The sequence below is a fragment of the Sneathiella limimaris genome (assembly GCF_012932565.1).
GTDB classification, from domain to species: Bacteria; Pseudomonadota; Alphaproteobacteria; order Sneathiellales; family Sneathiellaceae; genus Sneathiella; species Sneathiella limimaris.
Genome location: NZ_JABBYJ010000001.1, coordinates 1,930,899 through 1,945,200, shown reverse-complemented (window position 1 = coordinate 1,945,200; position 14,302 = coordinate 1,930,899). Strand labels below are relative to the sequence as shown.

Annotated in this window: 11 protein-coding genes; 5 read left to right on the top strand and 6 right to left on the bottom strand. The window is 46.9% G+C overall.

What is annotated here, in order from left to right:
• Positions 1 to 6 precede the first annotated feature (6 nt).
• The 4 genes from HH301_RS09400 to HH301_RS09385 all read left to right on the top strand — a co-directional run bounded on the left by HH301_RS09400 (position 7) and on the right by HH301_RS09385 (position 5,294).
• The gene (locus HH301_RS09400; RefSeq protein ID WP_169568650.1) at positions 7 to 726 is read left to right on the top strand and encodes an arginyltransferase; all 720 of its coding nucleotides are present in this window, start codon (positions 7 to 9) and stop codon (positions 724 to 726) included.
• Positions 727 to 913: 187 nt separating this feature from the next.
• Complete coding sequence (locus tag HH301_RS09395) at positions 914 to 1,996, top strand: TRAP transporter substrate-binding protein (RefSeq protein ID WP_169568649.1); 1,083 nt, start codon at positions 914 to 916, stop codon at positions 1,994 to 1,996.
• Between the two features lie 402 nt (positions 1,997 to 2,398).
• Positions 2,399 to 3,169, top strand: coding sequence for a TRAP transporter small permease subunit (locus HH301_RS09390; protein WP_169568648.1), 771 nt, complete (start codon positions 2,399 to 2,401; stop codon positions 3,167 to 3,169).
• Positions 3,170 to 3,191: 22 nt separating this feature from the next.
• Positions 3,192 to 5,294: a TRAP transporter large permease gene (locus tag HH301_RS09385; protein WP_169568647.1), complete on the top strand. Its 2,103-nt coding sequence runs from the start codon at positions 3,192 to 3,194 to the stop codon at positions 5,292 to 5,294.
• Between the two features lie 79 nt (positions 5,295 to 5,373).
• Here HH301_RS09385 and HH301_RS09380 read toward each other — a convergent pair whose 3' ends face one another.
• The 3 genes from HH301_RS09380 to recO form a co-directional block, all read right to left on the bottom strand.
• The gene (locus HH301_RS09380) at positions 5,374 to 6,990 is read right to left on the bottom strand and encodes an AMP-binding protein (protein WP_169568646.1); all 1,617 of its coding nucleotides are present in this window, start codon (positions 6,988 to 6,990) and stop codon (positions 5,374 to 5,376) included.
• An 18-nt stretch (positions 6,991 to 7,008) separates the two neighbouring features.
• Entirely contained in the window at positions 7,009 to 9,261 is a 2,253-nt protein-coding gene (parC, locus tag HH301_RS09375) for a DNA topoisomerase IV subunit A (protein WP_169568645.1), read from the bottom strand.
• 83 nt (positions 9,262 to 9,344) lie between these two features.
• Positions 9,345 to 10,088, bottom strand: a complete 744-nt coding sequence (gene recO / locus HH301_RS09370; protein WP_169568644.1) for a DNA repair protein RecO — start codon at positions 10,086 to 10,088, stop codon at positions 9,345 to 9,347.
• Between the two features lie 102 nt (positions 10,089 to 10,190).
• Here recO and HH301_RS09365 point away from each other — a divergent pair, with 102 nt between their 5' ends.
• Positions 10,191 to 10,511: a hypothetical protein gene (locus HH301_RS09365; protein WP_169568643.1), complete on the top strand. Its 321-nt coding sequence runs from the start codon at positions 10,191 to 10,193 to the stop codon at positions 10,509 to 10,511.
• 20 nt (positions 10,512 to 10,531) lie between these two features.
• Here the strand turns inward: HH301_RS09365 and HH301_RS09360 are convergent, their stop codons facing one another.
• The 3 genes from HH301_RS09360 to gatB all read right to left on the bottom strand — a co-directional run bounded on the left by HH301_RS09360 (position 10,532) and on the right by gatB (position 14,300).
• Complete coding sequence (locus HH301_RS09360) at positions 10,532 to 12,070, bottom strand: methyl-accepting chemotaxis protein (RefSeq protein WP_169568642.1); 1,539 nt, start codon at positions 12,068 to 12,070, stop codon at positions 10,532 to 10,534.
• Positions 12,054 to 12,428 (bottom strand): hypothetical protein, encoded by a 375-nt coding sequence (locus HH301_RS09355; RefSeq protein ID WP_169568641.1) that lies wholly within the window; start codon positions 12,426 to 12,428, stop codon positions 12,054 to 12,056. Before HH301_RS09355 ends, HH301_RS09360 begins: the two co-directional genes overlap by 17 nt.
• A 417-nt stretch (positions 12,429 to 12,845) precedes the next feature.
• Entirely contained in the window at positions 12,846 to 14,300 is a 1,455-nt protein-coding gene (gatB, locus tag HH301_RS09350) for an Asp-tRNA(Asn)/Glu-tRNA(Gln) amidotransferase subunit GatB (protein WP_169568640.1), read from the bottom strand.
• Positions 14,301 to 14,302 lie beyond the last annotated feature (2 nt).

Below are 14,302 nucleotides of genomic sequence, written 5' to 3'. Positions count from 1 at the left end.
GGACAGATGAAACGAGTTGAAATTCCATCCAGGTTCTTTTTTTCGACACCGCCAACGCCGTGTCCCTATTTGCCTGGGAAATTGGAAAAGAAAATCGTTACATTATTGGCAGGCAAAGATCCGGATGATTTACATAACACATTAAGCCTTGCCGGTTTTCGCCGAAGCCAGGATCTCGCCTATCGTCCAGCTTGCGATGACTGCAACGCCTGCATTCCTATTCGTGTCCTAACAGATCAGTTTTTCTTCAAAAAATCCTTCAGGCGTATTCTGAAAGCGAATGCAGACCTCACTGCCCGGGAGTTACCGGCTCTCGCAACAGAGGAACACTTCAACCTCTTCCAAACATATCTGAAATCCAGGCACTCAGATGGAGGGATGTCTGATATGCACTATGCGGATTATCAGGCAATGGTTGAGGATAGCCCGGTTTCCACCCAACTGACGGAGTTCCGAAACGAAAGCGGACAACTTGCTGCGGTCTGTCTAACAGATCGGATGGCAGATGGGTTATCGCTAGTTTACAGCTTCTTTGATCCTACCCTCACCAAACGGAGCCTCGGCACTCACTTGGTTCTTTGGCATATTCAACAAGCTCAAAGAATGGGCCATCCCCATGTCTATTTAGGTTACTGGATCTCCGAAAGCCCAAAAATGTCTTATAAGACTAGATTTCAGCCCGCTGAAATTCTAACAAAAGAGGGGTGGAGAGTTTACAACTCCTAATTTTGCACAAAATTTAAGCAAAAAAATGCACATCAGTGTCAAATTTAAGCGACTAACCAGTTGCCTTTCAAAACATTGATTTTATACTCTGTTCCCGGAAGGCGGGGAAAAGTAGTGTGCCCGTCTAGAGGGTAAGTGCTGTTTCACAGGGCAGCCTTAGCTTCTAACTTACAGGGAGAAAATATTTATGGATCGTCGTAAATTTATTAAAGGCGCTGGTGTGGCTGGCGTTGCTGCCACTGCAGCTATTGGAACTCCTGCGATTGCGCAGGGTCGTGAAAAGCTGACAATGGTAACAGCATGGGGACGTGGTCTAGCTGGTGTGTTTGACGCTGCATTGCATGTTGCTGAATCTGTAAACGCAATGTCTGACGGCACTCTTGAAATCGATGTTAAAGCACAAGGCGAACTGGTTTCCGGTCTGGGCCCAGTGTTCGACGCCGTAACATCTGGTCAGGCAGACTGCTACCACGCAGCGGACTATTACTATGTTGGACAGCATCCAGCATTCGCTTACTTCACAGCTGTGCCATTCGGCATGACACCAACAGAACTCCACAACTGGTATTACCATGGTGATGGCCACAAGATGCATCTGGAACTCGGTGAAGAGTTTGGCCTTCACTCTTTCCTTTGCGGTAACACAGGCCCACAGGCTGGTGGTTGGTTCCGTAAGGAAATCAAATCCGCTGCAGATTTTAACGGTTTGAAATTCCGTATGCCAGGTCTGGGTGGTAAAGCCCTTGGTAAACTTGGTGCGTCTGTACAGACTCTGCCAGGCTCTGAGGTTTACCAAGCACTTGCTTCAGGTGCGATCGACGGTACTGAGTGGATTGGTCCATGGGCCGACGAAAAAGCAGGCTTCCAGGAAATCACCAAATTCTACTACACTTCTGGTTTCCATGAGCCAGGTGCTGGTCTTGCTTTGGGTATCAACGCAGATCGCTTCAACAGCCTGAGCAAAGCTCACCAGAAAATGATCGAAGTTGCTTGTGCAGAAACCAACCAGTGGAACCTGCATCAGTATCTTGCCAATAACTCTGAAGCACTCGCTCGCCTGCAGGCTGGTGGTGTTCAGACGCTTGAATTCCCGAATGATGTTTGGGATGCATTTGGCAAAGCTTCCATCGAAACTCTGGATGAAAGCATGGATGATCCATTCTTCAAGAAAGTTCGCGAATCTGTCGAAACTTCTATGAAGAAGTCTGCGAAATGGGATGAACTTTCTTCAGTTGCTTATGCCCGTCAGCGGACACGTGTTCTCGGGTAATCTGGAAAAGAGTTGATTAAACAAGAAACCGGGCTTCTCGCCCGGTTTCACGCTTTAAATACAGAATATCCGTGACGGTTTTATAATTAGTGCAGAATTTGAGATTTAAATCCGAAAATCGGTTACAAAGCTCAAATCAAGGTGAAGGTTGCAGTTTGTTTCTGTAATCAACGGATCTAAAAAAGATCTGGATGGGCGTAAATAAAAGGTTCTTAATAGTGAACCATACAATAGCTCTTCGTCGATCATGGCACTCTCATAAACCCGCGGTGGCTACTGGAAAGAACCGCTATGGAAGCGCTTGGAACTTTTTTACTTAATTTTCTGATGGGGTTTGTGAACCTCCTCATTCTCCCTTGGCACATCTACAACTGGGCTACATTGGGAACCTTGAAAGAAAAAATGAATCAATTGACATACATCGGTATGTCTCATGAGTTTTTCTTTGTCGTCGTTGCACTCATTATCGTTTTGATCGTAGTTGGTCTGCTGAAAAGGAACTTCTTGCAGGGAACAGTCCATGCTTTGGAGATCTTTAATGGCCGTATCGGTCAATTCGCGGCTTGGTTTGCTTTACTTATGACATTGCAACAAGTTGCAATTATTGCAGTTGGGCAAATCTTTCGAGGAAATGAAATTCTTATCGCGCCTCTTGGCATCACGCTCATTGATGAAGAGCTTCAATGGCTTTCTGGTCAGCTAAAATTTTACAACACTATCCTGATCGCTATGGCATCCGCCTACACGTTTATTGAAGGTGGCCATGTACGTGTTGACCTGGTCTACGCGTCCTGTAAAACCAGAACCAAGCAATGGATTGATTTCCTGGGAACTTTGTTTTTCTTCCTTCCCTCCACGATCCTGCTTTGGTGGTTCTCATGGCCTATCGCCATGAACGCAATGTTTGCTCAAAAACCGATGAACGTCTGGACAGACTCCACCCGTTGGAGAAACTTCCGTTTTGAAACATCAGGAACAGCCGAGTTTACATGGGTCTGGGCCTTCAAGTTTTTTGTTCTGGTTTTTGCGGGCCTCATGTTTATTTGCGCTGTTGGCTTCTTGCTTCGCAATATTCTGGCTCTGCTTGAGAAGAATAAAGAAATCCCCACACATTATACGATTGACGAGGTGCACGGAGACATGGGCTCCAAGACACCCGCACATCCGCTTTAATCAGTAACGGAGAGTATCACCCATGTTATTTGGTCTAAACGGCGTTGAAATCTCGCTGATTATTGTCGCTATTTCACTCTTCGGGGGCATTCTGTCAGGCTATCCTGTGGCATTCGCCATTTCAGGTTCAGCATTTGTCAGCTTTGCCGTCATTGCGGTCTTAAACGAAGCCGGGCTCCTCTACACCATGCAGGAGATCGGTGGTCAGATGCAGAAAGTCCCTGTTTTTGAACGGGGATGGGAACATGCCGTATTGGCAACGGAGTCGACCTGGGCTCAAGGGGTATTCTCCCGTGCCTTCGGTGGTAACGTTGAAACTCTGCTGGCTGTTCCTCTGTTCGTGTTGATGGGTATTGCGCTGGAACGCTCCAACATTGCAGAAGATCTGCTCACAACCATGGCGAAGCTTTTTGGTTCCATGCCTGGTGGTCTGGCTATTTCTGTTGTTTTGGTGGGAACGCTCCTTGCTGCGTCAACAGGCGTTGTTGGTGCAACAGTTGTAACCATGGGCTTGATTGCCCTGCCAACCATGCTTCGAAATGGTTATTCTAAATCGCTAGCAACAGGTGTTATCGCGACCTCAGGTACACTGGGTCAGATTATCCCACCATCTATCGTGATTGTTCTGCTTGGGTCCATCGTTGGCGATATGTACGCTATCGGTCAGGAAACACGCGCTGACAAGCTGGGTATGACTGTATTGGAAATGCTGGGTGAACCGGCAGTTCTGTCTACAGGAACCCTTTTTAAAGCGGCCTTTATTCCAGGTGTAATGCTGGCTTCTCTCTATGCGCTTTATGCCCTAGGGTTTGCTCTGCTGAACCGTGAAAAGGCTCCACCCGTTCACTTAAGTGGCGCAGATAGTTATGGCCTACTTTCTTACTACAAAAATAATCCATGGCTTCTTCTGGGTGCTGCTTTTGGACCTGGCTTGGTTCTGATCCTTCTGTGGATCATCTTCGCCAGCACAGGTGTCATTGGAGATGTTACCGTTGACGATGTAACGACTTATGGTGTGCTGTCAGGTGGAACTTACTCACTTGTTGTTTTGTCAGGCTTCCTTCTCACTTTTGCCATGGCGGTTCGACCAAGTTACTCGCTCACCCCAATCGTTGTTGGATTGATCGGAACCTTCCTGATCGTTTTGTTTGACTGGCTGTTTGTTGCTGGTGATGCAAGCGGTGGGACTAAGACACTTGTTTACTTTATTCCTGCAGCCATGATGGTTTATGGATTGAAGCACGCAATTGTCCGTGTAACTGAGATCGAAGTCATCCGTGTTGTCTCACCTCCAGTCATTCTGATTGTTGCCGTTCTGGGATCCATCCTTGGTGGGGTTACAAACCCGACTGCAGCTGCAGCTTTGGGTGCCGCTGGTGCGATCATGCTGGCGGCAAACCGGCGACTGAAGGATCAAAACCAATCTAGCAAGCCTGTAATTTGGGCTTCTCTCGGCATCGTGGTGATGTTGCTGACACGTGGTAACTTCGATCTGCGCATGACCATGGAAGACATCGCTTTCGATGACAAGCTTGCCATTTTTGTCACGCTTATCGCGTTTCATGTTGCCTTCTTTGGTTTGCTCTATTCCTGCTGGATCTTGTTCCGCGAGAAGGTCATGTCACAGGTTGTGCGGGAAACCACAAAAGTTACCTCGATGGTTTTTGTGATCCTGATTTCGTCCCTCTTCCTAAGCCTGACGATCCGGGCATTCGGGGGTGAACATTACATTCAGGAATTCCTGCACTCGTTCGATGATCCAAGAACGCTCCTGATTGTGGTAATGATTGTTCTGTTCTTACTGGGATTTGTTCTCGACTTTATTGAAATCATCTTCATCGTGATTCCGATTGTCGGCCCCGTGATTTATGCAGCTGATCCTACCCTGATGCCGCCAACCTGGATAACAATCCTGATTGCGGTTAATCTGCAGACATCATTTATTACGCCACCGTTCGGTTTCGCCCTGTTCTACCTCCGAGGAGTTGCACCATCAGAGGTATCAACTATGGATATTTACCGGGGCGTTATCCCATTTGTAATCATTCAGGTTATCGGCCTGTTGATCCTCTGGTTCTTCCCGAGCATCACAACCCTGCTACCTGAACTCCTACCCGCAAATTAGCGGGAGATAAGGGACAAAAGAAAAGGCCGTCGATTATCATATCGACGGCCTTTTTTATTCAGTGTGCTAAGGCTTTAAATCAAGCAACCCGGCTCTTTTTCTTGAGTGGTCGGAAGTCATAAATTCCATCTGACTCACGCGGATCTATGTCAGATCCAAAAATCTGTGTTTTCTGAATTTTTTGGGTGCCCGTCGTTGGCAGCTTCTCCAGAAACAAAAGCCAGCCTGGTGGTTTAAAATATGCCAGGCGATCAAAGGCGAAATCAAAAAGCTCCTTCGCCAGATTATCGCCAGGCTCAAACCCTTCCATAGGTACAATACAGGCCATGACCTCTTCTTCACGAACTTCATCCGGAACAGCAATTACCGCAACTTGCGCAACGGCATCATGACTTTGTAAAATGGCTTCAACCTCGGCAGCTGCGATATTCTCACCAGATCTACGAATAATATTTTTCTTTCGATCTACAAAATAAAGCATCCCGCTTTCATCTTGGGTGACTGTATCTCCTGTATGGAACCATCCACCCTTCCATGCTTCTTCGGTCGCTTCTTTATTCTTTAAATAGCCCGCAAAAAAACCTTTGCGGGGATTGTCTCCAGCAAACCGGACAAGCAACTCACCTTGCTCCCCACGAGGCACTTCGTTTCCGGTCTCATCCGCTACCTTAGCTTCAAATCCACCATAGGGTCGGCCAAACGCCCGTGTCTCAATATGGCGAGGTTCTTCACGCACTCCATAGATACGACCGGTTTCAGTCATTCCCCAGACTTCGAGAAGGGGAAAACCATACCTCTCCTCAAATACACCATGGAGTTCAGGTTCAACACCTGCACCAATTCCAAAAAGAACTGAATGGGTTTTCTCAAATTCGCTAACGGGTTGATTAAGCAGCATAGGTGGAACAACGCCCAGATAATGTATAATCGTTGCCTTGGTATCATACACTTCCTGCCACCAACTTTTTGGATGGAAACGATCAGGAATAATCAAACACCCACCCGTCAACAACATACATCCAAGAGATACACAAGCCGCATTCATGTGAAAAAGAGGCAGCGGATTGTAAAGGCGTTCCTGCCCTTTTCGGATATCCACAAGCCCTCCCATATCTGCATACCACTGACCAGAAGTTAAATGGTATTCATTGGTCAGCATACAGCCCTTAGGCCGTCCTGTTGTGCCCGATGTATAAAGCAGGCTAGCTTCTGTAGAAAGGCAAGGCGTCCCGTTTGGCGCTTTTTCTATGGCACCTGGCAGGCAATCCAGAAAATCGGTATCTGTAACAACCGGCAAAGGCGCCTCCCGATCATTAGCGACTGCCAGCAAATCCTCATAGCGACTCTCAATTGTGACAACAAGAACTGCTTCTGAATGTGTCATTTGATAGAGAATTTCGTCGTGCCGATAATCAGGATTTATCGGGACTGCAGATGCCCCAATTGCATTTAGGGCCAGCAAATGAAAAACATACTGGGGACGGTTCTCTAAAAGGAAGCCAACACGCTGACCATACCCATACCCTGCTTCCAGATAGGCGACGCGAAGCGCCTCAACTGCATCAGCTACTTGTTTATAGGTAAATTCAGCACCGTTTTCATAATATGATCGCCCCTTTAATGGCGGAACACAAAGAAACGCATTATCTGGATAAGCAGAGACAGTTCCTTGAAAGGCTTCGTATAGTGTTTGCATCCCCTAGGCCTTATTTATTTAGCTGAATTTGTTGTTCCGGTTAAACCCTCGCGGTGCCAATCGCCCAGCATTTCCGCGGCGCGTATACCAGCCTGTCAAATCCTCTTCGGTTCGGGTTCTCTCTCCAGATTTCCAGGTTAGACCCTCACTTTTATTGAAGGTCTTGATATCAGAGAGACCGCCATCCTTATACCGCTGCAACGTCACGCCCCGTCCACGGGTCATTTCAGAAACCTCTTCAGTAGCAAAACAGTTTAGTTTCCGGTTCTCACCAATAACCGCAATTGAATCCCCTTCCATTTCAACACAGAAGGCAGCTTCAACATCCCCGGATACGTTTAAGGTCTGCTTACCATTTCGAGTCTGGGCAATGACCCCATTTTCATCAACAATAAACCCACGCCCATCGGTTGAAGCGATCAATAGCTTGCGACCTGGTTTATGAACAAACAAGGCGACAATATCCTGATCGTTTCCAAGATCAATCATCAGACGAACTGGCTCGCCATGACCTCGACCGCGAGGGAGCTTATCAGCCCCGATTGTATAAAAACGTCCGTTCGTTGCGAAAAGGATCAGCTTATCCGTCGTCTCAGCCTGGATCCAGAATTTGCCTTTATCGCCATCTTTGTATTTTTCTTCACCTGTTTCAGCGACATGACCTTTCAAAGCGCGGATCCAACCTTTATCAGAACAAATGACTGTAATGGCTTCTTTCTCGATCATGGCTTCCAGTGGCACTTCGGGAAGCTCCTGTGCTTCGCCAATAACTGTCCGGCGATTTGCAACCTCAGGAACACCTTTAAGGATTTTCTTCAATTCCTTAATCTCATTGGAAATAGCTTCTTTCTGAAGCTCTTCGCTCCCAAGCAGGGCTTCAATACCCGCTTTTTCTTCAGAAAGTTCTGTATGTTCTGTACGCAACTCCATTTCTTCAAGTTTACGAAGAGAACGAAGTCGCATATTCAGAATTGCTTCTGCCTGAACATCAGTGAGTTTGAAGGTCTTGATCAGCTCTTGCTTGGGATGATCCTCCTCCCGAATGATCCGAATAACTTCATCAAGATTGAGGAAAACGATCAAATAACCTTCGAGAACTTCCAGTCGGTTCTTGATCTTGTCCAGTCTGAAACGGGAACGCCGTCTCAAGACTTCGAAACGGTGTGTCAGGAACGATTCCAAGACCTCCTGGAGACCCATAACGCGTGGGGTCTGAGTAGCATCAAGCACATTCAGGTTTAACGAAAAACGACTTTCCAGATCAGTTAATCTGAAAAGACCCTGCATCAAAATTTCAGGCTCTACGTTCTTGCTCCGAGGTTCCAAAACAAGTCGGATATCTTCAGCAGATTCATCTCGCACATCACTGAGCAGAGGCAGTTTTTTCGTCTGGATTAATTCAGCAATTCGCTCAATCAATTTGCCTTTCTGAACCATGTAGGGAATTTCGGTCACAACAATCTGGTAGGTCCCTCGAGCGCCCTGCTCAACTTCCCATTTAGCTCGCATGCGGAAACCGCCACGGCCCGTTAAGTATGCTTCCCGAATATTCTCTGGCTTTTCAACCAGTTCACCCCCAGTTGGAAAATCAGGCCCAGGGATAAACTGGAGCAGCTTATCAAGCCGATCCTTTGGTTTAGCTTCCGGATCTTCAGTGTAGTACTTCACCAGATACTGCAGCGCTTCGCAAAGTTCACTTGCGTTGTGCGGTGGAATAGAAGTCGCCATTCCCACAGCAATCCCGGAAGATCCGTTGGCTAGCAGGTTTGGAAAAGCTGCCGGGAGAACCACAGGCTCCTTATCTTCACCATCATAAGTCGCTCGAAAATCAACCGTATCCTGATCGAGATCCCGCAATAGAAGTTCGGCAAAGATAGTCATCCGGCTTTCGGTATACCGCATGGCAGCAGCATTATCGCCGTCAATATTGCCAAAATTCCCCTGCCCATCTACCAATGGATAGCGCTGTGCAAAATCCTGGGCCAGGCGGACCAAAGCGTCGTATACCGAAGTGTCACCATGAGGGTGATACTTACCGATCACATCACCTACAACCCTTGCGCATTTTTTATAGCCAGATCCGGGATCCAGTTTGAGTAAGCGCATCGCATATAGAAGTCGTCGATGGACAGGTTTCAAACCATCGCGCACATCTGGTAACGAACGGGACATAATGGTTGACATGGCATAAGCAAGATATCGCTCGCTTATGGCCTCCTTCAGTGATGTCTTGCGACTATCACCGGTATTCATTGTAGACTGTTCACTCATGCTCTTTTTATATCACTGGCAGGTCAAAAGTGACCACCCAAATTACTGTCTCGGAGAAAGATTTTTGAGATTTATTTGGAAGATCACTCTGCCTGTTTCTGAAGCAAGGCAATCAAGCGCTCCCTTGCTGGTAAAGACTGATCCCCCAGCTGAGAGAGAACCGCCTTATTGAGAAAATAACCGGTTAAAAATAGCCCTTGCAGGACATCGTCTTTCGTAACACTCTCGTCTATTGCCGAACTCAAACCTCCCATGAACCTGGGGAGCGGAATTAATTTTTCGGCATAAGGTCCAGCCGCCTCGAGCGACACGGCGCGTCCTGTTTTCGGGGATACAAATTTAAGATTATCCGCAGATCCGGTAACGGCGCACTTTTTGAGATCAAGCCCATACCCTAATTCCTTGAGCAACCCAAGCTCCCACATAACCAGCATAGGCCCCCAATATGATAATTCCTCGTCCAACCCCTCAAAAAGAATAAGACTGGCATCATAGACTTTTGGATGAGCTTCCCTCTCCGGAAGGGCAACTTCTAAGAAACCCAAAATTGCGGAAATAGCGGCCAAATTTAACGGACGATCGAACAATAGAGTTGATCGCGAGTTTTTAGCTTCCACGCTGAAATTACCCAGATGTTCACTTAAGCGCCCAGACCAGCGAAGTCCCACTTCATTACCAGGCTGTAATATTCCACGAAGGCGCTTGCCACTTCCGCCTCTCACCAAACCGGAATGACGACCATGTTCTCGGGTTAAAGCCTGAACAATAACACTATTTTCCCCATATTTCCGGGCAGATAATATGATCCCTTCATCAATCCAGTGCATCGTAATCCCAACAAGCTTTCCAGAAAATCAGTATATCTGTGCAAACAGGCTCACATCAATCGTCAGTTCACCGTCTGATAGAAAAAGCTGAATGAGGTATACATGCCGTTGGATGTCGAGATTGCCATGATAAATACCATTGAGGATCAGGAACTTGTTTATTCAGATCTAAATGATCCAGAGGCTTTCTCATGGCACACTCCCCCTCCAGATAAGCTACGCCCTTTCCAGTATTGCAGATGTACCTGTAGTGGTCCGTCTTCTGGATATGAAATTGCACTAAAGTATAATGGGTTGATCTGCACAATCAGTGTCACTTCTTGGGGCGTTCAGTTCAAGAAATCAACACCCACCCATAACGACATGGAACTTATACAAATCAAAGAAAAAGCCCCATATCGACTGGAGCTTTTCCTGATTTAAGTAACCTGTGTTGTGGGAAGTTACGCCCGGAATTTTTTCATAAACTCCGAAACTTCATTCAAAACACTGTCAGTGTCATTGGCAAGATCATTAATTGAAACAAGCACTGATTCAGAAGCATCCAAAGACTGATTGGCGAACTGCTCTATATCAGTTACCTCGCCTTTAAGACGAACAGTTCCATCATAGGCACCTCTGGTGCTTTGAGAGATTTCATTTGTTGCCACTGATTGCTCTTCAACGGCCGCCGCAACAGAAGTCGTCGTGGCATTAATCTCTTTAATAATTCCCAGAATAGCACCAATTTCCTCAGCCGCCTGATCACTCACTCTCTGAATATCAGAAACTTGCGTCGCAATTTCCTCAGTAGCCCGAGCGGTCTGAGTCGCTAGGTTTTTCACCTCACTTGCCACAACAGCAAAGCCTTTTCCAGCCTCACCGGCACGTGCGGCCTCAATCGTTGCATTCAGTGCCAAAAGGTTAGTCTGTTCTGCGATATCATTAATAAGGTTGATCACCTCACTAATCTCTTTCGCAGCTGTTGTGAGGCTTTCCATTGTACCTGCTGTTGCAGTCGCACGATCAGACGCATCACTCGCAACCCGGTTTGACTGATTAACCTGCGATGAAATCTCTCGAATGGAAGCGCTTAACTGCTCTGTTGCCGCACTGACCGCTTGGACGTTATTCGTCATATCTTCTGCAACGCCGCTCGTTTGATCCACACGTCCAGCTACATCATCTGATATAGACTTCATTGTGCTGACCAAGCCCGTGAGCTTATGTGTATTTTCCCCAACCTTCTTGAGGACTCCGCCCACGCTCTGCTCGAATTGAGCTGCAATATCAAGCCGTTCTTTACGGCGACGCTCATTCTCCTCTTCGGTTGCTCTGAGTTTTTCCTCATTCAATTTATCGGCTTCTGCTTTGAGCGCACTCACACGTTCCGCCGCTTCCTTGGCCTCTTCTGAGGCCTGGATAGCTTTTTGTTTTTCATCTTCAGCCAATCGTTGAGCGCTCGCTGCAGCTTGGATAGCTTCTTCAGATGCCGCGAATGCCTTCACAAGACGAAATGCGAGAACTGTAAGAACTGCTGCTTCGAAGACCACGATTACCGCATGTAAAACAACACGGAAAAAATCGGCACCGTCAGGGAAAACGGCAGCAGGTAGAGTGAAATTCAGTACCAGATGATGAACCGCAACCGTCGCCGTCGCCACCAGAATAGTCGTCCAGCAGCAGAAAACAGCCACGATGGCTAAGCCTGCAAAGAAGTACATATGAATATCAATTTGCCACGGGTGACCACTGAATTCATAAACGATCAGTCCGATCTGGATCATGTAGGTTACAGCGACAGAGTATCTGTATTCCTGAGAAAGCTTGTCTCTGAAATAAAAGAAAGTCGTGATACCAGCAAATATCGCCGATGCCAGTGTTGCTTCCAACCAACTTCCGCCAATCACCAACGCTGCGACCAGCGTTACGGGAACATGGACCCAAAGTATCGCAAGCAAATACTTTGAAACTGACGATCTCAGTTCAGCTAATGCGTTCATCTTTATTTCCTTTACCACCTGACCTACTACTCAGGTAAAAACAACCACCATCTACAAATGCACTTGTAACAAGCAAAGCCCCTGCATCCCGCAACGTCTGTAAATCCATCTCAGGCGAAGGGCGAACAACGATTATGAAATCCGCAAATCCAGTACGAACGAAATCCACTGGTAGACTAGAAAGTGCTCCATAAATTTCCGTAAGTGACTTCTGGGGAGGGAAAACTAGAGCCAAATTCTGTTCACTCTCTGATGGGCGCATCTGCAAAAAGCCCAGAACTAACAAGCCGGCTAGTGCCATTGATACTGCTAACAGCAAAGGTCTTCTTTTTCCTTCGTTTGTGACAGCAGCACACATTCTGAAACCCTAAGTCATGTCTTTGTTACTATGGTCAGTATATGAGCAAGAGATTTAATAGGTGGTTAAGAAAAGAACATTCTAAACCTTCTAATTCACGACATATTGTCGCAGTTGACTGAAATCAATGTTGCACCTGCGAAATAGCCTGTATAAGGATCCCAGGTTTTTTGCTTTCCAAGTGATCGTGACAGGATGATTTGTTATGAGTTTAAAGAAAATGTCTTTTAAAACAATTACTACTGCCCCACTCCGCTACAAGGACAAAGTAGCCATTCTTGCATTTCCAGCTTTCATGGTTTTGTGGGCGGTAGCTTCCTTCCAAGTGTGACTCCCCCCAGGAACGCATGAAAAATTTGCATTGCAGCATAAAAAAGGGCGGAAATTATTCCGCCCTTTTTTGCATCCGTATTTCATTTACCCATCAAGTTTCGGTTTGAGGAGCTGATTAACAACACCTGGGTTTGCTTTGCCGCCAGTTGCCTTCATCACTTGTCCCATAAAGAAGCCGATCAGCTTATCTTTACCACCGCGATATTCCTCTACCTTATCCATATTGGCAGCCATGACGTCATCAATGGCTTTTTCAATCGCCCCAGTATCAGATACCTGCTTAAGTCCTTTTTCTTCAACAATATCTGCCGCGGCTTTGCCTGTCGCAAACATGTCTTCAAAAACTTCTTTCGCAATTCTGTTGGAGATCGTGCCGTCCTTGATCAGATCGATCAAGCCACCAAGTGCATCTGCTGAGACTGGGCTATCACTTAAAGATTTTCCTGACTTGTTCAGATGGCCGAACAATTCACCTGTCACCCAGTTGGCTGCCAATTTAGCATCACGTCCATTTGCAACCGCTTCGAAGAAATCAGCAACTTCTTTTTCAGTCACAAGAACACCAGCATCATAGGCACTAATCCCAAGTTTACTGATAAAGCGTTCCTTTTTCTCATCAGGAAGCTCCGGCAAGTCCGCTTTAATCTCATCGATAAACGCATCGTCGAATTCAAGTGGAAGCAAATCAGGGTCTGGGAAATAACGATAATCATGCGCTTCCTCTTTGGAGCGCATGGACCGAGTTTCACCCTTCACACTGTCGTAAAGGCGGGTTTCCTGATCTACGGTTCCGCCCGCTTCAATAATATCAACCTGACGATTGGCCTCATAGATAATTGCCTGCTGGATGAAACGAACAGAGTTGATATTTTTCATCTCACAGCGAGTTCCAAAAGGCTCTCCCGGACGACGAACAGAAACGTTCACGTCTGCCCGCATAGAGCCTTCTTCCATATTACCATCACAAGTACCAAGATACCTGAGAATACTCCGCAGCTTCTTGATATAGGCTGCAGCTTCCTCGGGGGAGCGAAGATCAGGTTCTGACACGATTTCCATTAGCGCAACTCCTGACCGATTAAGGTCAATCAGAGACATGCTTGGGTGCTGATCATGCATACTCTTACCCGCGTCCTGCTCCAGATGCAGGCGGGTAATCCCGATTTCCCGAGTCTCGCCATCCGGGAGATCGATCGTCAAAACCCCTTCACCAACAATAGGCTGCTGGAACTGACTGATCTGATAACCTTGCGGCAAGTCAGCGTAGAAGTAGTTCTTCCGATCAAACACCGAGTACTTGTTGATCTTGGCTTTCAGACCAAGCCCTGTGCGCACAGCCTGCTCGACAGCTTTACGGTTAATAACCGGCAACATTCCCGGCATGGCAGCATCCACAAAAGACACTTGTGTGTTATGCTCCGCGCCATATTCTGTTGCTGAACCAGAAAACAGTTTTGCTTTGGAACTGACCTGAGCGTGGACTTCCATTCCGATGACAACTTCCCAGTCACCTGTCGCGCCCTGAATAATCATACCCATTG